The sequence below is a fragment of the Methylobacterium sp. UNCCL125 genome (assembly GCF_900116795.1).
GTDB lineage: Bacteria > Pseudomonadota > Alphaproteobacteria > Rhizobiales > Beijerinckiaceae > Methylobacterium > Methylobacterium fujisawaense.
Genome location: NZ_FPBW01000023.1, coordinates 100,258 through 125,026 on the forward strand (window position 1 = coordinate 100,258; position 24,769 = coordinate 125,026).

Consider the following 24,769-nt stretch of genomic DNA (forward strand, 5'->3'; position numbering starts at 1 on the left):
CCATCCCGCATGCCACCCCGCGCCGCGGGCCCAAGGAGGGCACAAGCCCCATGACCATCCGCTTCCCCGACCCCGATCCCGCGATCCTCGCCCGCCGCGACGCGATCCTGGCCGGCCTCGCGCCCCTGGTCGCGCCGGAGGCGCTGGTGGTCAGCGAGGACGAGCGCCGGGCCTTCGAGACCGACGGGCTCACCGCCTACCGGCAGATGCCGCTCGCCGTGGTGCTGCCCTCCACCACCGCGGAAGTGGCCGCCGTGATGGCCTATTGCCACGCCAACAACGTGCGGGTCGTCCCCCGGGGCGCCGGCACCTCGCTCGCGGGCGGCGCCATCGCGCAGGCCGACGCGATCATCCTGGGCGTCGGCAAGATGACCAAGGTCCTCGACCTCGACTTCGCCAATCGCACCGCCCGGGTGCAGAGCGGCATCACCAACCTCGCCATCTCGGGGGCGGTCTCCCACGAGGGCTTCTTCTACGCCCCCGATCCGTCGAGCCAGCTCGCCTGCACGATCGCCGGCAACATCGCGATGAATTCCGGCGGCGCCCACTGCCTGAAATACGGCGTGACCACCAACAACCTGCTTGGCGTCACCCTGGTGCTCAACGACGGCACCGTGGTGGAGATCGGCGGCGAACACCTCGACAGCGGCAGCTACGACCTGCTCGGCCTCGTCTGCGGCTCGGAGGGTCAGCTCGGCATCGTCACCGAGGCCACCGTGCGGATCCTGCGGGCGGCGGAAGGGGCGCGGCCGGTGCTGGTCGGCTTCTCGAAGGTGGAGGATGCGGGCGACTGCGTGGCCGCGATCATCGCGGCCGGCATCATCCCGGTGGCGATCGAGTACATGGATCGCGAGGCGATCCTCATCACCGAGGATTTCGCCCAGGCCGGCTACCCCCGCGACGCCGAGGCGATGCTGATCATCGAGGTCGAGGGCTCGGATGCCGAGTGCGACGCGATGCTGGCGCGGATCGAGACGATCGCCAAGGATTTCCGCCCGACCAGCGTGCGGGTCTCGCGCTCGGAGGCGGAATCGGCCGCGATCTGGAAGGGCCGGAAATCGGCCTTCGGGGCCACCGGCCGGATCTCCGACTACATCTGCATGGACGGCACGATCCCCACCGGCCAGCTCGGTCCGGTGCTGGAGCGGATCGGCGCGATCTGCGCCGGGAAGGGCCTGCGGGTCGCCAACGTGTTCCACGCGGGCGACGGCAACCTGCATCCGCTGATCCTGTTCGACATCAACACGCCCGGCGAATTGCAGAAGGCCGAGGCCGCGGGCGACGAGATCTTGAAGCTCTGCGTCGAGGTGGGCGGCTGCCTCACCGGCGAGCACGGCGTCGGCATCGAGAAGCGCGACCTGATGCGCTTCCAGTACGATCAGGTCGATCTCGAGCAGCAGATGCGGGTGAAGGCGGTGTTCGATCCGGACTGGATGCTGAACCCCGCCAAGGTCTTTCCGCTGGATGGGCGGCTCGCGGCCTGATCGGCGGCCGCGTGACCGTCTGGCCGGACCGCAGCCGGCCTGAACCCACAGCGCGCCAGGGCGCCCTGCAGGACCTGCGGACGGTGAGGACGCGACCGTCTCCGATCGCGCGCCTACGACCGTCCGGCTTCCGCCGCCGCGATCAGGCGGCCTCGACCTTGCGGCCGGCACGCGGCTTGGTCGCGGCGGCCGAAGCCTTGCGCCGGCTCGGGGCGGGGGCGGAGACCGCCTCGTCAGCGGGTTCCGCATCCTTGTCGGCGGACTGAGACCGGCCCGGCTGGCCGAGACCGAGGCTCTTCGCGAGAGCCGAGCGCTGGGCCGAGTAGTTCGCCGAGGTGGTCGGGTAATCGGCCGGCAGGCCGTAGCGCTCCCGATAGCTCTGCGGATCGAGCCCGTGCTTGGTCAGGTGGCGCTTCAGCGTCTTGTACGACTTGCCGTCGATGAAGCTGACCAGTCCGTCAGGGCGGATCGACTTGCGGATCTGAGCCGGCGTCGGCCGCTCGACGCTCTCGGTCGCCGGGGCGACCGGGCCGGATCCGATCGCGTTCAGGGCCTCATGGATGCTCGCGATCAGGGCCGGCAAATCGGCCGAGGGTAGCGAGTTGTTGGAAACGTAGGCCGCGACGACGTCCACGGTCCGTTCGATGTAGTCCAATTGCGATGTCGGCGCAGCTTCTGACATTCTCTCTTTCCTCGGCGCAAAAGCCTGGTTGGATCCTCACTTTTCGCGAGTTAAGACAGCGTCCAGAAAATGCAAGGCGATTCATACAATTATCTGTGATCGTGCAGAAGTCTAAACCTCGATCACGCGGCTGGGCTTACAGGGTATGGTTGCATTGATGGCACTTGAGGCGCACTTCTGAAGCGCTTTATCCCCGCCGGTCCCACGAATGCTAGCCGGATCCTGGAGCCGGGTTTTCGCTGGCGGCAGAGACCTTTACCGCCCGGACCGAGGGCGCACCTAGACGATCGCTCACGATTGCCCTGCGGTCATGCCGGGACAACGCTCGATCTTCGTACAGTTGTGGAAAGACGGGCGGGGCGCCTGCGTCATTTTCGCCCGCCGATCGCGACGTTAGACGAAAGTCTTACGCGGATCGAAGGCATCGCGCACAGCCTCGCCGGCGAAGACGAGCAGGCTCAACATCACGGCGATGACCAGGAAGCCGGTCAATCCGAGCCACGGCGCGGTCAGATTGTCCTTGCCCTGCGCGAGAAGCTCTCCGAGGGAGGGGGAGCCCGGCGGCAGGCCGAAGCCGAGGAAGTCCAGGGACGTCAGGGTGGTGATCGAGCCGTTCAGGATGAACGGCAGGAAGGTCAGGGTCGCCACCATGGCATTCGGCAGCAGATGAACCGTCATGATGCGGATGTTCGACAGGCCCAGCGCCCGCGCGGCCCGGACGTATTCAAAATTCCGGGCTCGCAGGAACTCGGCGCGCACGACGCTGACCAGCGCCACCCACGAGAACAGCAGCATGATCCCGAGCAGGACGAAGAAGCCCGGGGCAATGAAGGCCGAGATGATGATGATCAGGTAGAGGGTCGGGATGCCGCCCCAGACCTCGATGAAGCGCTGGAAGGCGAGATCGACCCAGCCGCCGAAATAACCCTGCACGGCCCCCGCGACGACGCCGATCACCGAGGAGACCGCGGCCAGGATCAGGCCGAACAGCACCGAGATTCGGAAGCCGTAGATCACCCGCGCGAGCACGTCCCGGGTGGTGTTGTCGGTGCCGAGCCAGTGCCAGGGAATGTCCGCGCAGCCCGTGCCGCCGAGCTTCTCGGCCACGGGCCGGCATTGCGCGTCGGTGAGCATCCAGGTGGGCGGGGACGGCGACGGCGTCGGCAGATCCTCGTTGATCGTGTCGTACGAGAACGGGATCGGCGGCCAGAGCGCCCAGCCGTTCGCCACGATCTCCTTGCGGATCTCCGAGGACCGGTAATCGGTCGTCGCGAGGAAGCCGCCGAACTTCTCCTCGGGATAATCGACCAGCACCGGGACCAGCCACTCGCCCTTGTAGGACAGCAGGATCGGGCGGTCGTTGGCGATGAATTCCGCGAACAGGCTGAGGACGAACAGGACCGCGAAAATCAGGAACGACCCGTAGCCGAGCCGGTTGCGGCGGAAATTGTCGAGGCGGCGCCGGTTGAGCGGCGACAGGCGGGTACGCCGGCCCGCGGCGGCGACCGGGACCGGTGCCCCCTCGTCCGGCCGCAGGACCAGCGGCTGGGCGCCGGGCATCGGCGCGGGCACGACCTCGCTCTCGCCGGGACGCGTGACCTCGTTCATCCGTGCTGTCTCCCGGCCCGTGCCGCGCGCCATCCCGCTGCCCCGGGGCTTGCCCAGAGACTCGCCCAGAGATCCGGGCAGCCCCAGGACCGGCCGGACGGGGAGCGGCTGAGGGGGCTCAGCCGTCGAGCCGGGTCGCGGTGCCCTCGATCTCGGTGGGACGCAGACCGCCGCTGCGCTCCATCCAGCGGCGCAGCAGACGGACATTGCGGCGGTTGGCCTTGAAGGCGGCGTCGAACAGGTCGCCCGCCAGCGGCACCGCACCGATCAGCCCGTCGAAGGCGACGTTCATCCCCATCCGGGCCAGCAGCCAGCGCGGCGCGCCCAGGCGCTTCGCCTCGTAGACGATGAAGGAGGAGATCACCATGCCGGCCACGTCGCCGATCACCGGCACGAGGCCGATCAGCGCGTCGAACCCGACCCGCCGGTTGATGCCCGGGATGACGAAGGCCGTGTCCATCAGGTGGGCCAGCGTCTCCAGCCGGGCGAGGCTCGCCTCCCGGCCGAGATCCGCCTTCAGGAAGGCGGGGTTGGAGGGCGTCGCGCCCCCGGGGAACGTCTCGGCACGGGCGAAACGCCCGGCCTGGGCAGCCTGGGTGAAGTCCATGGTCGGGATCCGTCGGGAAGCCATCGTCCGCAACGATGTGGCCCCCCGGTCGGATCCCCGCAAGGACGGGGCCGCCGCGGGTCACGCCGCCCTCCCGGCAAGACCGCTCATGCGGTCGAGGGCCGCATCCAGGGTGGCGTCGTCCTTGGCGAAGCACAGCCGGACGATGTTGCGGACGGCGGCGTCCGGGTAGAAGGCGCTCACGGGGATCGCCGCGACGCCGTGCCGGGTGACGAGCGCCTCGCAGAATGCCGCGTCGTCGGCGTAGCCGAGATTCGCGACGTCGATGTTGAGGAACCACGTGGCCCGGGCCGGCAGCACGGTGAAGCCGAGGCCGCGCAGGCCGTCCGCGAGCCGGTCGCGGGACCGGGCATAGCCGGCGCGCATGGCCTCGAACCACGGGGCCGGCTTGCCCAGCCCGTAGGCCACCGCCTCCTGGAGGTTCGGGGGCGTGGTGAAGGTGAGGAACTGGTGCGCCTTGGCGAGCCCGCGCATCAGACGGGCATCGGCCATCACGAAGCCGACCTTCCAGCCGGTGAGCGAGAAGATCTTGCCGGCCGAGCCGATCTTGACGGTCCGCTCCCGCATCCCGGGCAGCGCCATCAGCGGCCGGTGGCGCGCACCGTCGAACACCACGTGCTCCCAGACCTCGTCGCAGAGCGCGGTCACGTCGAACCGCTGGCAGTAGCGGGCGAGCAGGTCGAGATCCTCGGGGGCGAACAGCGTGGCGCTCGGGTTGAGGGGATTGTTCAGCACCACGACGCGGGTCCGCGCCCCGAAGGCCTCCGCCAGCGCGGCCTCGTCGAGGCGGAAGGCCGGGGGTTGCAGCGCCACGATCCGCGGCACGCCGCCCGCCCGCCGCACGAGGGGCAGGTAGGCGTCGTACATGGGCGCGAACAGCACGACCTCGTCGCCGGGCTCGATCAGCGCCAGGAGCGCGCCGGCCAGCGCCTCCGTGGCCCCGGAGGTGACCATCACCTCGGTCTCCGGGTCGAGGACGAGCCCCTGGTGCCGCGCGTAATGGGCGGCGACCGCCTCCCGCAGGGCCGGCAGCCCCATCATCGGGGGATACTGGTTCCAGCCGTCGCGGAGCGCCCGCGCGCCCCGCTCGCGCACGTCCTCCGGCCCGGGATCGTCGGGGAAGCCCTGGCCGAGATTGATCGCGCCGTGGACCCGCGCGAGCCGGGACATGGTCTCGAACACCGTCGTGGGGAGGGCGTCGAAGACGGGGTTGATGAAGGCGGGCGTCATGCGGCGCGGCAGGGGGCGCGGCTGGGGGCGCCGGGCATCGAGGGGGTCGGCATCGCCGGCCTGTAGCATGGGCGCCGCGCGTTGCGGAATGTGCGCGGTCGCACAGACCCGGATTCCGACGCGCACGCACCGGCTGACGAATGTTGACATTCATCACCCGTATCTTAGGTTCGGATCACGGCCGGAGCGGCGCACACGCCGACGGAGCTTCGCCCCCTCGCTCCGTCAGCGGGGTTCCGCTCCGGTCCCCAAGAAGGGCCATCGACTTGCGGGTCGGTGGCCCTTTCGGCATGTCCGGAGGCGGCCGCTCCGATCGTCGGGCGGGTCTTCCGGATGCGACGATGCGGTCTTCCTCACGCACGGTCCTCGGCTGCTTGATCCTGGCGCTGCTGATCGGCGGCGTCGGGATCGGCCTGCGCCGCGCCGTGACAGTCACCCCGGTGGATGACGCCTTCCGCGCGGTGCTGCGGGCCTATGCGGCGCCGGATGCGGCCGGCGGGACCCAGCAACACGACTGAAACGTCGCCGCCCTAGTGACGGCGCATTGGCCGGGCACCGGTAAGTGCACCGACAGGTGAACCCGCAGGTGAACATGTCGCCGCGGTAAGGAGCCGTTCGGGGCCCGGACAGCTTTATGGGCGTATGCTCCCGCACACGGGATCGGAGCCGTCGGTTCCCGAGGGACAGGGCGGCTTCAGGACAGGTCTTCGGGACGCGGCGTTCCGGAGGCGGAGTGGGGGCTTCGACAGCGAGGGATAGGGTGCCGCCGGTCGCGCAGGCGACCGGCATGTGCTCTAGTCAGGCATGAACGAGAGTTCACCGATCCGGACCGACACGGCCCGGGCTTACCAGCCCGGCGAGGCGCCCGCGCGGGAGGTCCGGACGCGGCGCTTCCGGCCGATCCGCTGGCTCGTGATCCTGATGCTGCTCGCCGGCGCCGGGGCGATCGGTCATCGCTGGTACGAGGCGCGCACCGACAAGGGCGCGGAGCCAGCGACGGCGCACAAGGGCGGCGGCCGCGGCGGCCGGCACGGCGGCGCCGACATGCCGCAGGCGGTGGGCGTCGCGGCGGTCACGACCGGCGACATGCCGGTGGTGCTCCAGGGCCTCGGCACGGTGACGCCGCTGGCTACCGTGACGGTGAAGTCGCAGATCAGCGGCTATCTCACCCAGGTGAAGTTCCGCGAGGGCCAGACCGTGAAGGCCGGCGACGAACTCGCGCAGATCGATTCCCGGCCCTACGAGGCGCTGCTGGCCCAGTACCAGGGCCAGCTCGCCCGCGATCAGGCGCTCCTGCAGAACTCGAAGCTCGACCTGCAGCGCTACCAGACCCTGAACCGGCAGGACTCGATCTCGAAGCAGAACGTCGACACCCAGGGCGCCCTGGTGAAGCAGAACGAGGGCACGGTCGCGGCCGATCAGGCGCTGGTCGACCAGCAGAAGCTCAACATCGCCTACACGCACATCACGTCGCCGGTGGACGGGCGGGTCGGCCTGCGTCAGGTCGACCAGGGCAACTACATCTCGGCCGCCTCCACGGCGATCGTGGTGGTGACCCAGCTCCACCCGATCTCGGTGATCTTCACCCTGCCGGAGGACGACGTGGCGCGGGTGATGCGGCAGGTGCGGGCGGGCGCGAAGCTGACCGTGCGGGCCTACGACCGCGGCGACGCCCACGAGATCGCCGCCGGCCGGCTCGACACGGTCGACAACCAGATCGACACGACCACCGGCACGGTGAAGCTGCGCGCGCTGTTCGACAACGGCGACGAGGAGCTGTTCCCGAACCAGTTCGTGAACGCCAAGCTCACCGTCGACACGGTGCGGGGCGCGGCGCTCGTGCCGAATGCGAGCCTGCTCCAGGGTACGCCCGGCACCTACGTCTACCTGATGGACGGGGACAACAAGGTCACGGTCCGGCCGATCAAGACCGGCGAGACCGACGGGACCAACACCGTGGTGGTCTCGGGCCTGAAGCCCGGGGATCGGGTCGTCACCGACGGCACCGACCGGCTGAAGGACGGCGCCCCGGTGCGGATCACGGAGGGCGCACAGGCGGCGGCAGGGGACGGGAAGGCCGCGGAGGCCAAGCCCGACGGCAAGGGTGAGGTGAAGTCCGGCGCGCCGACCGACGCGGCGGCGGATGCCCAAGGGACAGCGGAGGGCGGTCGTCGGCACCGGCGCCGTCAGGCGCAGTGAGGACGGGTCTGGCGCGCGGGACCCGCGGCCTCCCCTCCCCCTTCCGCGGAGTCGGGGAGAATCTGGAAGGTCAGTCCCAGTCTCCTCCTCATCCTGAGGTGCGGCGACACCGCCTCGAAGGAGGGCTTCAGGGATCGCGCGCCCGGCTGGAGGGCTCCTTCGAGGCCTGCGCTGCGCTTCGGCACCTCAGGATGAGGGCGCGGATGGGACGTCCGTGCCCCCCGATTCAAGCCTCCCTGCAGCGCAGGCTGTCCGGCGCGGAAGGGTCGCGCCCATGAACCCGTCCCGCCTCTTCATCCTGCGCCCGGTGGCGACGACGCTGCTGATGCTGGCGATCCTGATCGTCGGCGGCGTGTCGTACCTGAACCTGCCGGTCTCGGCGCTGCCGGCCGTCGACTACCCGACGATCCAGATCCAGACCTTCTATCCCGGCGCCAGCCCCGAGGTGATGACCTCCTCGGTCACGGCGCCCCTGGAGCGGCAGTTCGGGCAGCTCGCCAACCTCAACCAGATGACCTCGCAATCCTCCGCGGGGGCCTCGGTCATCACCCTGCAGTTCAGCCTGGACCTGTCCCTCGACATCGCCGAGCAGCAGGTCCAGGCGGCGATCAACGCCGCCGGCAACCTGCTGCCCTCGGACCTGCCGGCGCCGCCGATCTACGCCAAGGTCAACCCGGCCGACGCGCCGGTCCTCACCCTGGCGCTGACGTCGAAGACCCTGCCGCTCACCCAGGTGCGCGACCTCGCCGAATCGCGCCTCGCGCAGAAGATCAGCCAGGTGGCGGGGGTCGGCCTCGTGAGCATCTCGGGCGGCCAGCGCCCGGCCGTGCGGGTGCGGTTCAACGCCCGGGCGCTCGCCGCCTACGGGCTCAACATCGACGACCTGCGCACCACGATCACCAACCTCAACGTCAACACGCCCAAGGGCACGATCGACGGGCCGACGCAGTCCTACGCGATCAACGCCAACGACCAGATCCGCGACCCGAAGGCCTACAATTCGGCGATCATCGCCTACCGCAACGGCGCCCCGGTGATGCTCTCGGAGGTCGCCGACGTGGTCGAGGGGCCGGAGAACACCAAGCTCGGCGCCTGGGCCGACGCGACGCCGGCGGTGATCCTCAACATCCAGCGCCAGCCCGGCGCCAACGTCATCGCCACCGTCGACAAGATCAAGGCGCTGCTGCCGCAGCTCCAGGCGAGCCTGCCGGCCGCCGTGGCGGTGGCGCCGCTGACCGACCGCACCACCACGATCCGCGCCTCCGTGGAGGACGTGCAGTTCGAGCTGGGCCTCGCCATCGCCCTGGTGGTGCTGGTGATCTTCCTGTTCCTGCGCAGCCTGTCGGCGACCCTGATCCCGAGCCTGTCCGTGCCCCTGTCGCTGATCGGCGCCCTCTCGGTCATGGACCTCTACGGCTTCTCCCTCGACAACCTGTCGCTGATGGCACTGACCATCGCCACCGGCTTCGTGGTCGACGACGCCATCGTGGTGATCGAGAACATCGCCCGCCACGTGGAGGCGGGCGACTCGCCCCTGGAGGCGGCGCTCAAGGGCTCCCGCGAGATCGGCTTCACCATCATCTCGCTCACCGTCTCGCTGATCGCGGTGCTGATCCCGCTGCTGTTCATGGGCGACGTGGTCGGGCGGCTGTTCCACGAATTCGCCATCACGCTGGCGGCCACCATCATCATCTCGGCGGTGGTCTCGCTGACACTGGTGCCGATGCTGTGCGCGCGGCTCCTGAAGCACGTGCCCGAGGCCGAGACCCGCCGCCGGGAGGGCGTGCTCTCCCGTCTCGGCCGGCGCGCCATCGACGCCACCATCGCGTCGTACGGGCGCTCCCTGCGGGTGGTCCTCGACCACCAGGGCCTGACGCTGCTGGTGGCGCTCGGCACGCTGGGGCTCACCGTCTACCTGTTCGTGGTGATCCCCAAGGGCTTCTTCCCCGTGCAGGACACGGGCGTGATCCAGGGCATCACCCAGGCGGACCAGTCCGTCTCCTACGCGGCCATGGCCGAGCGCCAGCAGCGCATGGCCGAGATCGTCCTCAAGGACCCGGACGTGGCCAGCCTGTCCTCGTTCATCGGGGTCGACGGCCAGAACGTCACGCTCAATTCCGGCCGGATGCTGATCAACCTGAAGCCCCGGGATGAGCGCACGGCCTCGGCCAGCGCGATCATCCGGCGGATCTCGGCGGCGGTCGCGAACGAGCCGGGCATGCGGCTGTACATGCAGCCGGTCCAGGACCTGACCATCGACACGGCGGTCTCGGCGACCCAGTACCAGGTCATCCTCGAGAGCCCGAACATCGACGATTTCGAGACCTGGGTGCCGCGCTTCACCGCGGCGCTGGCGAAGTCGCCCGTGGTGGCGGACGTGGCGAGCGACCACCAGGGCCAGGGGCTCGCCGCCTACGTGACCATCGACCGGCCCACCGCCGGCCGCTACGGCATCACCCCGGCCACGATCGACAACGCCCTCTACGACGCCTTCGGCCAGCGCATCATCTCGACGATCTTCACCCAGTCCAACCAGTACCGGGTGATCCTGGAGGCCGATCCGAAGCTGCACACGACCCTGCGCAGCCTCGACGCGATCTACCTGCCCTCCTCCACGGCGACCAACGGGCAGGTGCCGCTCTCCGCGCTGGCGCGGATCAGCGAGCGGCGGGCGCCGCTCCTGATCTCGCATCTCGGCCAGTTCCCGGCCACCACCGTGTCGTTCAACCTCGCCCCGGGCGCCGCCCTCGGTCAGGCGGTCGAGGCGATCGACACGGTCAAGGCCGAGATCGGCCTGCCGCCCTCGTTCCGGGTGGTGCCGCAGGGCTCGGTCTTCGCCTTCCAGTCGGCGCTCGGCAACGAGCTGTTCCTCGTGCTGGCGGCGATCGTCACCGTCTACATCGTGCTCGGCGTGCTCTACGAGAGCTTCATCCACCCGATCACCATCCTGTCGACCCTGCCGTCGGCGGGGATCGGGGCCCTGCTCGGCCTGATGCTGTTCGGCCTGTCGCTCGACATCATCGCGGTGATCGGCATCGTCCTGCTGATCGGCATCGTGAAGAAGAACGCCATCATGATGATCGACTTCGCGCTCCAGGCGGAGCGCGAGGACGGGCTCGAGCCCCGGGAGGCGATCTTCCAGGCCTGCCTCCTGCGCTTCCGGCCGATCCTGATGACGACGCTGGCGGCTCTGTTCGCCGCGGTGCCGCTGATCCTGGGCACCGGCGTGGGCTCGGAGCTGCGCCAGCCGCTCGGCATCTGCATCGCGGGCGGCCTGATCGTCAGCCAGGTGCTGACGCTGTTCACGACGCCGGTGATCTACCTGGCGTTCGACCGGCTGGAGCGGCGGATTTCCGGGCGGCGGGGGCCCGGGTTGGAGCGTGGTGAGGTCCTGCCATGACGAAGCGGGACGTTTCCAAGGCATCCCCTCCCCCCTCTGCGGGGGAGGGTGGCCCCTGCGTCAGCAGGGGTCGGGAGAGGGGCAGCGCGACAGTTCAGGATATGGAACCCGTCGCGACCTTTCCGGATGCGTCGCTCCCCTCTCCCGACGTCCTTCGGGGGCCACCCTCCCCCGCAGAGGGGGGCGGGAGGGCGTGTGACAGGTCCGACTCAGGGTCACCTCGGAACGACCTGCGTTACGGCAGGCCCGATCCACGCCTGCGCGCCTTTGCCCGAGAGCAGCGGCAATCCTACACGCGGGCTGAGGATGCCTTCTGGCAGCAGGTGCGCGGCAGGCGCTTTCACGGCCTGAAATTCCGCCGTCAGGTTCCGATCCCGCCTTACATCGCCGACTTCCTCTGCGCCTCTGCACGGCTGATCGTCGAGCTGGACGGCGAGCCGCATGAGACGGAGGGACGCCGTCTCCGCGATGCGAAGCGCGATGCTTGGCTGAAGCGCCAGGGCTTCACGGTTCTGCGCTTCCCGAACGAGGTTGTGCTCAACAATCTGTACGCTGTGCTGGAAGCGGTCGGTGCAGCTATCGCGGCGCGGTCAGGACGTAGCTCTTCCCTCCCCCCTCTGCGGGGGAGGGTGGCCCCCGAAGGGGGTCGGGAGAGGGGAGCGACGGTGCAGAATGCGGCCGCGCCCGTCATGAAGGCCTCGCCTTATCCAGAACCCGGGTCCCCTCTCCCGACCCCTGCTGACGCAGGGGCCACCCTCCCCCGCAGAGGGGGGAGGGAGAGATGCGGCATCGGTCGCTTCTCTTCCGGTGAGGATGCGCCAGCCAGCCACCCACCCCACGGGAGCCCCATCCCGTGAACATCTCCGAGCCGTTCATCCGGCGGCCGGTGGCGACCACGCTGCTCACGATCGGCGTGCTGCTGGCGGGCGTGTTCGCCTTCCTGAAGCTGCCGGTGGCGCCGCTGCCGCAGATCGACTTCCCGGTCATCCTCGTCCAGGCGCAGATGGCCGGCGCCTCGCCCGAGACCATGGCCACCACCGTGGCGGCGCCGCTCGAACGGCGGCTCGGCGCCATCGCCGACGTCAACGAGATGACGTCGACGAACGCCCTCGGCTCCACCCGGATCGTGCTGCTGTTCGGCCTGAACCGCGACATCGACGGTGCGGCCCGCGACGTCCAGGCCGCCATCAACGCGGCCCGCGCCGACCTGCCGGCCTCGCTCCGGCAGAACCCGACCTACCGGAAGTTCAACCCCGCCGACACGCCGATCATCATCCTCGGCATGACCTCGGAGACGCTCACCCGCGGGCAGGTCTACGATTCCGCCGCCACCGTGGTGCAGCAGAAGCTGTCGCAGCTGCCCGGTGTCGGCAATGTCGATATTGGCGGCTCGTCCCTGCCGGCGGTGCGGGTCGAGCTCGATCCCACGGCCCTGTTCAACTACGGCATCGGCCTCGAAGGCATCCGGGCGGCTTTGGCCTCGGCCAACGCCAACTCGCCCAAGGGCGAGATCGATGCGGGCGACCGCCGCTACCAGCTCTACGCCAACGACCAGGGCCGCAAGGCCGCCGATTACCGCGACATCATCGTGGCCTATCGCAACGGCGCCGCGGTGAAGCTCACCGACGTGGGGGAGGTGCTCGACGGGGTCGAGGACAAGCGCAACCTCGGCATCGTCAACGGCAAGCCCGGCGTGCTGCTGTTCGTCTACAAGCAGCCCGGCGCCAACGTGGTCGAGACCATCAACGCCGTGAAGGAGGCCCTGCCGCAGATCACCGCGGCGCTGCCGGGCGGCATCGACATCAAGCTCACCGGCGACCGCAGCGCCACGATCCGCGCCTCGCTCTCGGCCACCGAGGAGACGCTGCTGGTGGCGGTCGGCCTCGTCATCCTGGTGGTCTTCGCCTTCCTGCGCTCCTGGCGGGCGACCCTGGTCCCGGCGGTCGCCGTGCCGATCTCGATCATCGGCACCTTCTCGGCGATGTACCTGCTCGGCTACTCGCTCAACATCCTGTCGCTGACCGCGCTGATCATCGGCACCGGCTTCGTGGTCGACGACGCCATCGTGGTCTTGGAGAACGTCCAGCGGCACATCGAGGAGGGCAAGCCCCGGCTCCAGGCGGCGCTGATCGGCGCCCGGGAGGTCGGCTTCACGGTGATCTCGATGAGCCTGTCGCTCATCGCGGTGTTCCTGCCGATCCTGCTGATGGGCGGCCTCGTCGGGCGCATCTTCCAGGAATTCTCCGTCACCCTGTCGCTGTCGATCCTGATCTCTTTGGTCCTCTCGCTTACCACGACGCCAATGATGTGCGCCCGGCTACTCCGGGCCGAGGGGCACGGCCCCAACGGCGAACCCCCGGCGGGCCGCCGGCCGAACTGGCTGATCCGGATGCTGGAGGGCGGCTTCTCGCGTCTGCTCGGCGCCTACGAACGGACGCTCGCGGTGGCGCTCGCCCATCCGCGGCTCGTGCTGCTGAGCCTGCTCGCCACAGTCGGCCTCAACGTCTACCTCTACATCATCGTCCCGAAGGGCTTCTTCCCCGAGCAGGATACCGGGCAGATGATGGGCGGCATCCAGGCCGACCAGCGCATCTCGTTCCAGTCCATGGAGAAGAAGCTCAAGCAGGCGACCGCGATCGTCGGCGCGGATCCGGCGGTGGAAAGCGTCGTCGGCTTCACGGGGGGCCGCGGCACCAACTCGGCCAACGTCTTCGTCGGCCTGAAGCCGCTCAACGAGCGGGCGCCGATCTCCGCGGTCATGGCGCGGCTGCGGCCGAAGCTCGCGCAAGTTGCGGGGGCGCGCCTCTACGTCTTCCCGCGCCAGGACCTGCAGATGGGCGGGCGCCAGAGCTTCGCCCAGTACCAGTACACCCTTCAGGGCGACACTGCCGCGGAGCTGTTCGCCGCCGCCCCGAAGCTGGTGGCGGCCCTGCAGAAGGATCCGACCTTCGCGGACGTGACCTCGGACCAGCAGGAGGGCGGGCTGGAGAGCCGGGTCGTGATCGACCGGGCGACCGCGTTCCGCTACGGCATCACGCCGATCAAGATCGACAACACCCTCTACGACGCCTTCGGCCAGCGTCAGGTCTCGACGATCTACAATCCGCTGAACCAGTACCACGTCGTGATGGAGATCGCGCCGCGCTACCTGGAGACGCCGGAGACGCTCAAGCAAATCTACGTCTCGACCTCGGGCGGCAACGCGCCGGGCTCAGCCACCACCAACGCGGTCGCCGGCACGGTGGCGGCGGGCGGGACCGTCAACATCAACACGGCGACCGGCACCAGCAGCCCGGGCAGCGGGTCGTCGACGAGTGCCGCGACCGGCGCCGCCACCGGCTCCGGGGCGGTGGGCGGCTCGGGCAGCGCGGGCGCCGTCGCGGCGGCGGCGGCCGCCTCCGCCACCAGCACGGCCGACACCGCCTCGAACGCCGCCGCCATCGCGTCCGACTCGGCCCGCAACGCCTCCTCCAACGCCATCGCGGCGAGCAAGGGCGGGGCCTCGTCGAGCGCGCCCGTCTCGGCCGCCAAGGAGACGATGGTGCCGCTCTCGGCCTTCGCGCGGATCGAGCCCGGCAGCGCCCCCGTGCAGGTGAGCCACCAGGGCCTGTTCGTGGCGACGACGATCTCGTTCAACCTCGCCCCGGGCAAGAGCCTGTCGGACGCCACCGACGCCATCGACCGGGCCATGGCCTCCCTGCAGCTCCCGGCCACGATCCACGGCGAGTATGCCGGCGCGGCCAAGAACTACGTCGCCTCGGCCTCCCGCCAGCCGCTGCTGATCCTGGCGGCGATCCTGGCGGTCTACGCGGTCCTGGGGATCCTCTACGAGAGCTTCGTGCACCCGCTGACGATCCTCTCCACCCTGCCCTCGGCCGGCGTCGGCGCCGTGCTGGCGCTGCTGGTGACCGGCACCGACTTCACCATCATCGCGCTGATCGCCGTGTTCCTGCTCATCGGCATCGTGAAGAAGAACGCGATCATGATGATCGACGTGGCGATCGATTCCGAGCGGACCCGGGGCGCGAATCCCGTGGACGCGATCCGCGAGGCCTGTCTCCTGCGCTTCCGGCCGATCATGATGACGACGTTGGCGGCCATGCTCGGCGCCGTCCCGCTGATCCTGGCCAACGGCGAGGGCGCGGAGCTGCGCCGCCCGCTCGGCATCGCCATCGTCGGCGGGTTGATTGTGAGCCAGATCCTGACCCTCTACACCACCCCCGTCGTCTACCTCACCCTCGATCGCCTCCGGCACAGGGTGCTCAACCGGCGCAGGCGCGCGGGACGGGGCGGAGAAGCGGCGCTGCCGGCCGGAGAGTGATGGTTAAGGTTTCACGTGAAACAGCGGCGGCTCCGGTCGGGTGTGAACATCTGTCCAACCCACGCCCTCATCCTGAGGTGCCCGCAGCAGCGGGCCCCGAAGGAGGGTTCCAGGGATCGCGCATCTGGCTGGAGCCGTCCTTCGAGGACACCGCTGCGCTCCGGCACCTCAGCATGAGGGCGCGGGTAGGCATGACGGCTGCGTCCGTCGGATTGTTGAGCCGCGAACCTGCCGCTGCCAATCGCCGGCGCCGCACCCTCGCATCCCTCCTCCTCGCCGCCCCGCTCCTCGCCGGCTGCGTGGTTGGCCCCGACTACACCCGGCCCTCTGTGGAGACGCCCTTCGCCTACAAGCAGGGCGGCGTCCGCGAGGACAGCCCGGCCTATGTCGCGGCGCGCAAGAACGGCTGGCGCGAGGCCCGGCCCAACGACGCCGTGGAGCGCGGCGACTGGTGGCGGGTCTTTCGGGATCCGAATCTCGACCGGCTGATCCGCCTCGTCGACGTCGACAACCAGTCCCTCCGGCAGGCGGTGGCGAATTACCGGCAGGCCCGGGCCCTCGTCGCCTCCGCGCAGGCCGCCCTGTATCCGACGGTGATCGGCGCGCCGAGCATCACCCGGACCGGCAGCGGCACCACCACACGCACCAACGTGGCGCTGCTCGGCCAGGCGAGCTGGGAGCTCGACCTGTTCGGCGGCACGCGCCGGACCATCGAGAGCGAGGCGGCCCTGGCGCAATCCGACGCCGCCACCCTCGCGCTGACCCGCTTGAGCATCCAGGCGGAGATCGCCGCCGACTACCTGACGGTGCGCTACGCGGATTCGCTCCAAAAGGTGCTCGAGGAGAACGTCGAGAATTTCAAGAAGACCTTGGCGATCACCGAGAACCAGTACGCCGCGGGCGTCGCGGCCCGGTCCGACGTGATCACCGCGCAGACCCAGGTCCAGACCATCGAGGCCCAGGCCATCGCGGTGCGCCTGACCCGCGTGCAGTACGTCAACGCCATCGCCACCCTGATCGGGCGCCCGCCCTCGGAGGTGTCGATCCCGGTGGCCGGAATCCCGCGCAATCCACCCGGCGTGCCGGTGGGCATCCCCGGCGACCTCCTGGAACGGCGCCCGGACGTGGCCCAGGCCGAGCGCCTCGTCCAGGCGCAGAGCGAGCGCATCGGCGTTGCGGTGGCGGCCTTCTTCCCCACCGTGACCATCTCGGCCCAGGGCGGCATCTCGGGGGCGACCCGCAACGGCCTGCTCTCGGCCGCGAACCAGGTCTGGTCTGTGGCGGCCTCCGGCAGCGAGGTGTTGTTCGACGGCGGCGCCCGCACGGCGGCCCTGCGCTCGGCCGAGGCCGGCTACGATTCTGCCGTGGCCGGCTACCGGCAGGTGGTGCTGGCCGCCTTCGCCGAGGTCGAGAACCAGATGGCGGCCCTGCGTATCCTCGGCCAGCAGCAGAAGGCGCAGGACACCGCCGTGGACCTGTCGCGCAAGGCCGTGGAGATCACCCTCAACGAGTACCGGGCCGGCACCCAGAACTTCACCACGGTGGTGACCGCGCAGAGCCTGCTCGTGAACAACGAGGTCAACGCCCTCCAGGTGCGGCTGAGCCGCTTCACTGCGGCGGTCACGCTGATCCGCGCCCTCGGCGGCGGGTGGGACGTGCGCTCGCTGCCGAGCGATTCCGAGCTGAAGGGTCCGAGCCTGCCGATCGACCGGGGCGGGCAGGCGGTGCGCCCCGACGAGTAGGGATTTGCGGGCGCGGGCGGCCGGCTTCCGGTCGAAGCCGTCCGGTGATGCAACCCTCCGCATCGGCGCGACGTCGCAAAGCGGCCCAGGGTCCGGCGGCGTCGAAGGGCGTGACGGTGTCGGTCACCCCGGAAGACGTGGCTGTGGGCTCAGGGTTCGAGGAACCGGGTATGCATGCGGGGTTCCTTGATCCTGGACCCGGCGCAGCATAGCCCCATAGGCGCCGGAACGGGCCTCGCCGTAGCGGGTTGTCAGGCCGGTTTGCCGCACTGCAGCCAGACGGGAGTCAGGGATGGCCGAGCCGACGACAGCCCTCAAGGATACGGCAGCCTGCGGCACGCAGCCGGCACCGCCCTGTACGCTGGTGATCTTCGGGGCCGGTGGCGACCTGACGAAGCGCCTGCTGATGCCCTCGCTCTACAATCTCGCGGGCGCGGGGCTCCTGGCCGAAGGCTTCTCGATCCTCGGCATCGACCACAACGACGGCACTGACGAATCCCTGCGCGACAACCTCACCCAGACCCTGGATGCGTTCAGCAAGGACCCGACCTCGGAGTTCCACGCCGACCACATCGACCCGAAGAGCTGGGGCTTCATCCGAGACCGGCTCCACTACCTCAAGGGCGATTTCGAGAAGCCCGAGACCTACGCGGCCGTGAAGCAGAGGATCACCGGCAGCGCGGTGTTCTACTGCGCGGTGGCGGCCCGCTTCTTCGGGACCATCGTGGACGGGCTCGGTCAGGCCGGGCTGCTCAAGCAGGAGGGCGACGGCTTCCGCCGCGTGGTGATCGAGAAGCCGTTCGGCTCCGATCTCGAATCGGCCCGGGCGCTCAATGCCCGGATCCTCAAACAGGGCGACGAGAGCCAGTTCTACCGGATCGACCACTTCCTGGGTAAGGAGACCGTGCAGTCGATCATGGCGTTCCGCTTCGCCAACGGGCTGCTGGAGCCGGTCTGGCGGCGGGAATACATCGACAGCATCCAGATCACGGCGGCCGAGACGGTGGGCGTCGAGGAGCGCGGCGGCTTCTACGAGCCGACCGGGGCGCTGCGCGACATGGTGCCGAACCACATGTTCCAGCTCCTCTGCATGGTCGCCATGGAGCCGCCGAACTCCTTTGACGCGGAGGCCGTGCGCACCGAGAAGGCCAAGCTCGCCGAGGCCGTGAAGCCGATCCCGCCCGAGGATGCGGTGCGCGGCCAGTACACGGCCGGCACCTCGGAGGGGCGCGACGTGCCCGCCTACCGGGACGAGCCGCACGTGGCGAAGGACTCGGTCACCGAGACCTACATCGCCCTGAAGCTCAACATCGAGAACTGGCGCTGGGCCGGGGTGCCGTTCTACGTCCGCACCGGCAAGCGCATGACCGGGCGGCGCACCGAGATCGCGGTGCTGTTCAAGCCGGCGCCGTTCAAGATGTTCGAGGACACGCCCACCGCCGATCTCGCGCCCACCGTGATGCGGATCCAGATCGATCCCGATCACGGGGTCAGCACCGAATTCAACGTCAAGGTACCGGGGCCGCAGATGGCGATCGGCCGGGTCCGGTCCGGCTTCCGCTACAAGGACTTCTTCGCCGACCGGCCGAATGTCGGCTACGAGACGTTGCTCTACGATTGCATGACCGGCGACGCGACGCTGTTCCAGCGCGCCGACAACATCGAGGCCGGCTGGGCGGCGGTCGATCCGCTGCTCAAGGGCTGGCCGCAGGGAGAGGTGACCTTCTATCCGGCGGGCAGTGCCGGCCCGAAGGAAGCCGACGCACTCCTGGCTCGCGACGGCCGCCACTGGCTGGGTCTCGACGGCGAGACCGACTGAGAAGGGGCCGCCTGATCGGTTCTCCGCCAGGCGGCCGTACGATAGCCTTCCCCAAAGCCTTCCCCATTCGTGAGGATGCGACAGCCTTCCGGCGTCGAGAGGGTTGCCTCGGGCGGGGGCGCGTCACCGTCGACAGGCGCTTTCCGGACCGCGACGCCATCGACGATCTGACGGCGTTCGACAACCCGGCTCCCGCCATCGCCCTCGACGAGCGGTTCGCGAAGAGCGGCCTGCTGGAGGGATCGTCCCGCGCTCGATCGACCCGGCCGTCTGCCCAGCGGGCGGGAGCCGGTCGTGCACCGTCGTTCCGTCATCGCGCACGATGTGGCCGACGCGACCATCCGCTTCCTGCACGGCGCTCCGCCGTGGCCGCCGAGCGGGAAACGAGGGCGCGGTCGTGGTCGCGGAGCGCTGAACCCGGATCCGGTTTCAGCGGCGCTTGAACGGCAGCATCGCGGCGACGGCGAGCGCGTCGACCCGGTTGTTGAGCGGGTCGCCGGCATGGCCCTTCACCCAGTGCCACGCCACGTCGTGCCGCTCGCGAGCGGCGTCGATCCGCCGCCACAGATCCTCGTTCTTCACCGGCTTCTTGTCGGCGGTGCGCCAGCCCCGGGCCTTCCAGGCGTGGATCCAGCTGGTGATGCCCTGGCGCAGGTACTGGGAGTCCGTGAACCGGTCGACGCGGCAGGGGCGCTTCAGGGCCTCCAGCGCCTCGATCGTCGCCAGGATCTCCATGCGGTTGTTGGTGGTGTGGGCCTCGCCCCCCGAGAGCTCCTTCCGGGTGTCGCCGAAGATCAGGATCGCGCCCCAGCCGCCGGGCCCGGGATTCCCCGAGCAGGCGCCGTCCGTGTAGATCGTGACGCGCTTCGGCTCGGCCGCGGCCTGGCCGCCCGGCCCGGTCGCGTCGGCGCTCACCGGGCCCTCAGCGCGGCCGCCCGTAATCTCGCGCGTCCTGGGCCTGCCGGTGGAAAGTGAGCCGGCGATCGAATTCCCGCGGATCCTTCGGCTTCACCAGGGCGCCCGGGGGCACGTTCAGCCAGTCCACCAGCCGGGTGAGCATGAAGCGGAGCGCGGCGCCCCGGCACAGGATCGGCAGGGCCGCGACCTCGGCGGATTCGAGCGGCCGCACCGCCTCGTAGCCGGCGATCAGCCCGGCCGCCATGTCCCGGTGGAAGGTGCCGTCGGCCTCGAAGCACCACGCGTTGAGGCAGACCGCGAGGTCGTACGCGAAGGCGTCCGTGCAGGCGAAGTAGAAGTCGATCAGGCCCGACAGGGCATCGCCGATGAAGAAGACGTTGTCGGTGAACAAGTCCGCGTGGATCACGCCGCTTGGCAGATTCCGCGGCCAGTGTGCCTCGAGGACGGCGAGGTCGGACCGGGTGCGCGCCGCGAGACCGGGCTCGACCGAATCGGCCTGGTCCTCGGCCTGCGCGAAGAGCGGCCGCCACGCGGAGACCGAGAGGTTGTTCTCCCGCACCATCGGGAAGTCCCGGCCGGCGGCATGCAGCTCGGCCAGCGCCCGGCCGAGCGCCCGGCAATGCTCGACGCCCGGCGTCTTGACCGAGACGCCCTCCAGGAAGCTCACGATGGCGGCGGGGCGGCTGCAGAGCTGCCCGAGGGCCTGGCCGGCCCGGTCTCGCACGGGCTGCGGGCAGGCGAGGCCGCGGGCCGAGAGGTGCTCCATCAGCCCGATAAAGAACGGCAGGTCCTGTTCCCGGACCCGCTTCTCGTAGAGGGTCAGGATGTAGGAGCCCTGGGTGGTGTGCAGGAAGAAATTCGAGTTCTCGACCCCCTCGGCGATGCCCTTGAAGGAGAGCAGGCTGCCGATCGCGTAGGCGGACAGGAAGTCGGCGAGCGCCGCGTCGGATACCTCGGTGTAGACGGCCACGTGTTCGCGCTCTGATTTCGGAAGGTCAACATGGCAAGGGGCGCCGAAGCGCCCCCGCATAGAGCATGCCGAGCCTCAGGCCCGCGTGTCGGCCTGGACCGCCTACTCGGCGGCCTCGCTGCGCAGCTCCCGCGGCAGCGGGAAGACCATGTCCTCGATCACCGTCGAGACCGTGTCGACGATCACGTCGTAGCGGGCCGCGAACGCGTCGATGATCTCCTCCACCAGCACCTCAGGCGCCGAGGCGCCGGCGGTCAGGCCGAGCTTGCGGATGCCCTCGAAGGCCGGCCAGTCGATCTCCTCGGCGCGGAGCACCAGACGGGTGATCGGGCAGCCGACGCGTTCGGCGACCTCGCGCAGGCGCTGCGAGTTCGAGGAGTTCGACGAGCCGACGACGATCAAGGCGTCCACCAGCGGGGCCACCTGCTTCACCGCCTCCTGGCGATTCGTGGTGGCGTAGCAGATGTCGTCCTTGTGCGGCCCGGTGATGGTCGGGAACTTCTTCTTCAAGGCGTCGACGATGTGCCTTGTGTCGTCCACCGACAGGGTCGTCTGGGTGACCCAGGCGAGGTTGTCGGGATTGTCCGGGGTGAGAGCCGCGATCTGGTCGAGATCCTCAACCAGGGTGATCGAGCCCTTGGGCAGCTGGCCCATGGTCCCCACCACCTCCGGATGCCCGGAATGGCCGACCAGCAGCACGTGGCGGCCGCGCTTGTGATGGATCTCGGCCTCGCGGTGGACCTTGGTCACCAGCGGGCAAGTGGCGTCGATGGTGGTGAGCCCGCGCGAATCGGCGTTGGCCGGCACGGTCTTCGCCACGCCATGGGCGGAGAAGATCACCGGGGCGCCGCCGTCCGGCACCTCGTCGAGTTCGCGGACGAACACGGCGCCCTTCCGCTTCAGGCTCTCGACCACGTACTTGTTGTGCACGATCTCGTGACGGACGTAGACGGGCGGCCCGTAGATGGCGAGAGCCCGTTCCACGACATCGATGGCCCGCACCACGCCGGCGCAGAAGCCGCGGGGGGCGCAGAGCAGGATTTCCAGCGGCGGCTTGCCGGCGGTGCCCGGAACGGGCTCGGTGGTCGCGATTTCGACGGTCATGAGGGGGATGTGGCGAGGGCGGGGCGGTCCTGTCAACAGGACTGGCCCAGGAACCGGGCGGGAAGAGGGAAGCGGAGCCGCTCTGTAGCACGATTGCCGCGGGAATTGGACCCGCGCCGTTCGCAGAGCGTCACGCAGGGCCGCTGCGCCGTCCGCGGTGGGGGACAGACGGTTTTCGTGAGCGACACCCGTCTCGTCTATGCGCAGGGCGCCGGCACAGCCGGCTAAAGCCGCCGGATTCCCGTCACGGCGCCGAAGCTGTGCGCCTCGATGCGGGCGACCGCCTCCGCCAGCGGCTCTGCCGCCACCGCCATGTGGTGGCCGTTGGCGTGGATCAGCGTCTCGGGATCGCGCATCAGCCCGACATGGCCGCGCCAGAACACGAGATCGCCCCGGCGCAGGTGCGCGAGGTCGAGGGGCAATGCCTGCCCGAGGGCCCTCTCCTGCATGTCGGCGTCGCGGGGGCAGGGCAGCCCCGCCATGTCCAGGCAGAGCTGCACCAGACCGGAGCAGTCGAGCCCGAGACTGGTGCGCCCACCCCAGAGATAGGGGGTCCCGGCCAGCCGCATGGCCGTGGCCACGCAATCCGGTTCGCGGCTCTCCACGGGGGCGCAATGCCGGGCGAACACATAGCCGCCCCGGGTCTCCAGATACGCGCCCGACTCACCGGTCGCCACGAGGCGGGCGCCGAGGCTGAGATGCCCGAGGACCGGCCGTTTCAGGTCCGGTTCGGGGTACAGGAAGGTGCGCAGGGCCGTGACGCGGTGCGTCGGCTCCGGATCGGCCGGGCCCAGGCTGTCGGCGGGCAGGTAGCCGACATAGCCGTCGCGGGCGAGCTGCACGAAGGCGAAGCCCTCGGCCGCGTCGTAGAGATCGACCGCGTCGCCGAGGAGCGCCTCGGTGTCGAGCCCCGCGCCGGGATTGGGCTCGCGGCGCAGCGGCGCGGACGGCGCGGTCACGCGCAGCGGCGTACCGGCGACGTAGCGCGCCGCCGTGACGCGGTCCCGCAGGCGGAGATCGGCGACATGCGGCCGGGCCGGAGTCAGCCGGGGATCGAGGGGTTCGCTCATGCGCAGATCCTACCATGAATCCGACCCTGCCGGGCTGACGGGCGGGTCAGCGCGGTCGCGCCGGAGCGACGCTTCCGGACGCTCCTCTGCGCCACTATGCCGCGCCGAGCGGTACGGGGGCCTGGACGGCTCGGATTCCGCCGCCGGATTGCTCGGATGCCCGGCCGATGAGGCACCGGATGCCCCAGGGCGCGTCACATCTCCGTTCCGGATCCGCGAGACATGTGCCCAAGGCGCCCATCACACGTTTTTGATGCACTGCACAACCCGCGCGGAAGGCGCTATGTTCAGGGTTATGAAGACCGCGAGTCGCCCCGTGAAGAAGACACAGAAGAGCTTCGCCGACCTGCCGCCAATCCGCGTCCGCCGCGAGCCGCCGACGGTGAACGAGGCGGTCGCCGCCGCGCAGGACCTCGCCGACGATGTCGAGCAGCAGGTCGAGATCGCCGCCGGCCTGATGGGCCTGCCGGCCGACGAGGTCCGCCCGCACGTCCTGGCGGCCAAGAAGGCCAAGCCGGAGCGCGTCCCCGAGCGGATCCTGACCCATGCGAGCCCGAGCCGGGCACCCCGCACCGTGGTGGTCGAGCGCCGCACCCGCCCGACCGTGGTGATCGAGCGGCGCAGCCGGCCCCTCGACCCGCGCCGCTGAGCGGCCGTCAGGACGACCGCGTCACCACGCCAGCGTCTCGCCCCGGTAGTCGAGGTAGTGGGCGCCCGGCCGGCCGAGCTGCGCCCCGATCACGTCGGCGAGGCCTGTGACGCTGGTCGCCACGTCGATGTCGGCCTCCGCCCCGCCCATCTCGGTGCGCACCCAGCCCGGATGCAGGATCAGCACGGAGACGTTCTCCGCCCGGTGCCGGATCTCGAAGCTGCGCGCCAGTGTGTTCAGCGCCGCCTTGCTGGCCCGGTAGGTCTCCCAGCCCCCGGTCTCGTTCAGGCCGACGCTGCCGAGGATCGAACTCATCAGCGCGATGCTGCCGCCAGGGACGAGGCGATCCAGGAAGGCCTCGGCGAAGCGGATCGGACTGATCGCGTTGGTGAGGTAGACCTGCGCGGCGACATCCCGGGGCACCGCGTGCGCCGGGTCGTGCGCCAGGGTGGCGACACCGGCCACCACGAAGATCAGGTCGAAGCGCTCGGAGGCCAGCCGGTCGTGCAGGGCGGTGACGCCGGGATCGTCGTCGATGTCGGCGGTCTCGACGCGCAGGGCCTCCGAGCCGAGGCCGGCGAGGGCGGGGGACGGCCTGCGCTGGGTGGCGGTGACGCGCCAGCCGCGGGCCAGGAATGTCTCGACGAGGCCGAGCCCCAGGCCCCGCGAGGCCCCGACGATCAGCGCGTGCTTCTGCGATTGGGTCATGGTCGGTCTCCGGGTCTCGGCCGGATAAGGTTCGATCGGCCGCGGAGGTTGCGTGACCGGGGTTCGGTCTCGAACGGGCCGAGCCCGGGGTTCGCACGTGATCCGCGTGACCGGACGAATGTCCGGGTCGGGTGGTTTTCCGCCGGTCTCCTTTGGAGGATCAGCGGCGCAGAACGAGACGTCCGCTCAATCTACCATCCAGACCCGCTACAAGAGCCTCGGTATGCGGATGCCGGG

At 69.9% G+C, this 24,769-nt stretch carries 18 protein-coding genes; 9 read left to right on the forward strand and 9 right to left on the reverse strand.

The features are described 5' to 3' along the window. Window positions 1-50: 50 nt before the first annotated feature. Window positions 51-1,484 (forward strand): FAD-linked oxidase C-terminal domain-containing protein, encoded by a 1,434-nt coding sequence (locus tag BM396_RS22515; RefSeq protein WP_043384819.1) that lies wholly within the window; start codon window positions 51-53, stop codon window positions 1,482-1,484. Between the two features lie 142 nt (window positions 1,485-1,626). On the opposite strand, the gene BM396_RS22520 is transcribed toward BM396_RS22515, so the two are convergent. The 4 genes from BM396_RS22520 to BM396_RS22535 form a co-directional block, all read right to left on the reverse strand. After that, window positions 1,627-2,166 (reverse strand): Ros/MucR family transcriptional regulator, encoded by a 540-nt coding sequence (locus tag BM396_RS22520; RefSeq protein WP_043346338.1) that lies wholly within the window; start codon window positions 2,164-2,166, stop codon window positions 1,627-1,629. A 393-nt stretch (window positions 2,167-2,559) separates the two neighbouring features. Then, complete coding sequence (locus BM396_RS22525) at window positions 2,560-3,774, reverse strand: ABC transporter permease (RefSeq protein ID WP_043384821.1); 1,215 nt, start codon at window positions 3,772-3,774, stop codon at window positions 2,560-2,562. Between the two features lie 118 nt (window positions 3,775-3,892). Beyond that, window positions 3,893-4,381, reverse strand: coding sequence for a DUF4112 domain-containing protein (locus BM396_RS22530; protein WP_043346332.1), 489 nt, complete (start codon window positions 4,379-4,381; stop codon window positions 3,893-3,895). An 81-nt stretch (window positions 4,382-4,462) separates the two neighbouring features. Further along, window positions 4,463-5,632, reverse strand: a complete 1,170-nt coding sequence (locus BM396_RS22535) for an aminotransferase (RefSeq protein ID WP_170861859.1) — start codon at window positions 5,630-5,632, stop codon at window positions 4,463-4,465. Between the two features lie 341 nt (window positions 5,633-5,973). Here BM396_RS22535 and BM396_RS22540 point away from each other — a divergent pair, with 341 nt between their 5' ends. The 7 genes from BM396_RS22540 (at window position 5,974) to zwf (ending at window position 19,113) form a co-directional block, all read left to right on the forward strand. Next, the gene (locus BM396_RS22540; RefSeq protein ID WP_244538931.1) at window positions 5,974-6,150 is read left to right on the forward strand and encodes a hypothetical protein; all 177 of its coding nucleotides are present in this window, start codon (window positions 5,974-5,976) and stop codon (window positions 6,148-6,150) included. A 286-nt stretch (window positions 6,151-6,436) separates the two neighbouring features. Further along, the gene (locus BM396_RS22545; RefSeq protein ID WP_043384823.1) at window positions 6,437-7,831 is read left to right on the forward strand and encodes an MdtA/MuxA family multidrug efflux RND transporter periplasmic adaptor subunit; all 1,395 of its coding nucleotides are present in this window, start codon (window positions 6,437-6,439) and stop codon (window positions 7,829-7,831) included. Between the two features lie 274 nt (window positions 7,832-8,105). After that, complete coding sequence (locus BM396_RS22555; protein WP_043384825.1) at window positions 8,106-11,231, forward strand: MdtB/MuxB family multidrug efflux RND transporter permease subunit; 3,126 nt, start codon at window positions 8,106-8,108, stop codon at window positions 11,229-11,231. 101 nt (window positions 11,232-11,332) lie between these two features. Then, window positions 11,333-12,088, forward strand: a complete 756-nt coding sequence (locus BM396_RS22560) for an endonuclease domain-containing protein (RefSeq protein WP_091994954.1) — start codon at window positions 11,333-11,335, stop codon at window positions 12,086-12,088. Beyond that, window positions 12,085-15,552, forward strand: a complete 3,468-nt coding sequence (locus BM396_RS22565; RefSeq protein WP_043384827.1) for an efflux RND transporter permease subunit — start codon at window positions 12,085-12,087, stop codon at window positions 15,550-15,552. The genes BM396_RS22560 and BM396_RS22565 overlap by 4 nt, the downstream gene beginning before the upstream one ends. A 215-nt stretch (window positions 15,553-15,767) precedes the next feature. Beyond that, complete coding sequence (locus BM396_RS22570) at window positions 15,768-17,294, forward strand: efflux transporter outer membrane subunit (protein WP_075381027.1); 1,527 nt, start codon at window positions 15,768-15,770, stop codon at window positions 17,292-17,294. Between the two features lie 292 nt (window positions 17,295-17,586). Beyond that, on the forward strand, window positions 17,587-19,113 hold the full coding sequence (gene zwf, locus BM396_RS22575) for a glucose-6-phosphate dehydrogenase (RefSeq protein WP_043384830.1): 1,527 nt from the start codon (window positions 17,587-17,589) through the stop codon (window positions 19,111-19,113). Window positions 19,114-19,542: 429 nt separating this feature from the next. On the opposite strand, the gene rnhA is transcribed toward zwf, so the two are convergent. From rnhA to BM396_RS22595, 4 genes are all read right to left on the reverse strand, one after another. Beyond that, on the reverse strand, window positions 19,543-20,028 hold the full coding sequence (rnhA, locus tag BM396_RS22580) for a ribonuclease HI (protein ID WP_051976152.1): 486 nt from the start codon (window positions 20,026-20,028) through the stop codon (window positions 19,543-19,545). A 7-nt stretch (window positions 20,029-20,035) separates the two neighbouring features. After that, window positions 20,036-21,001: a homoserine kinase gene (locus BM396_RS22585; protein ID WP_043384833.1), complete on the reverse strand. Its 966-nt coding sequence runs from the start codon at window positions 20,999-21,001 to the stop codon at window positions 20,036-20,038. A 102-nt stretch (window positions 21,002-21,103) separates the two neighbouring features. After that, window positions 21,104-22,105 carry a 4-hydroxy-3-methylbut-2-enyl diphosphate reductase gene (gene ispH / locus BM396_RS22590; protein WP_043346311.1) on the reverse strand — a complete coding sequence of 334 codons (1,002 nt, stop codon included), beginning with the start codon at window positions 22,103-22,105 and terminating at the stop codon, window positions 21,104-21,106. 224 nt (window positions 22,106-22,329) lie between these two features. Further along, a complete protein-coding gene (locus BM396_RS22595; RefSeq protein ID WP_043384837.1) occupies window positions 22,330-23,175 on the reverse strand; it encodes a C40 family peptidase in 846 nt (281 codons plus the stop codon). Between the two features lie 316 nt (window positions 23,176-23,491). On the opposite strand from BM396_RS22595, the gene BM396_RS22600 reads away from it, so the two are divergent. Beyond that, window positions 23,492-23,824, forward strand: coding sequence for a hypothetical protein (locus BM396_RS22600; RefSeq protein ID WP_236952744.1), 333 nt, complete (start codon window positions 23,492-23,494; stop codon window positions 23,822-23,824). Between the two features lie 21 nt (window positions 23,825-23,845). On the opposite strand, the gene BM396_RS22605 is transcribed toward BM396_RS22600, so the two are convergent. After that, the gene (locus BM396_RS22605) at window positions 23,846-24,532 is read right to left on the reverse strand and encodes an SDR family oxidoreductase (RefSeq protein WP_043346306.1); all 687 of its coding nucleotides are present in this window, start codon (window positions 24,530-24,532) and stop codon (window positions 23,846-23,848) included. Window positions 24,533-24,769: the final 237 nt, after the last annotated feature.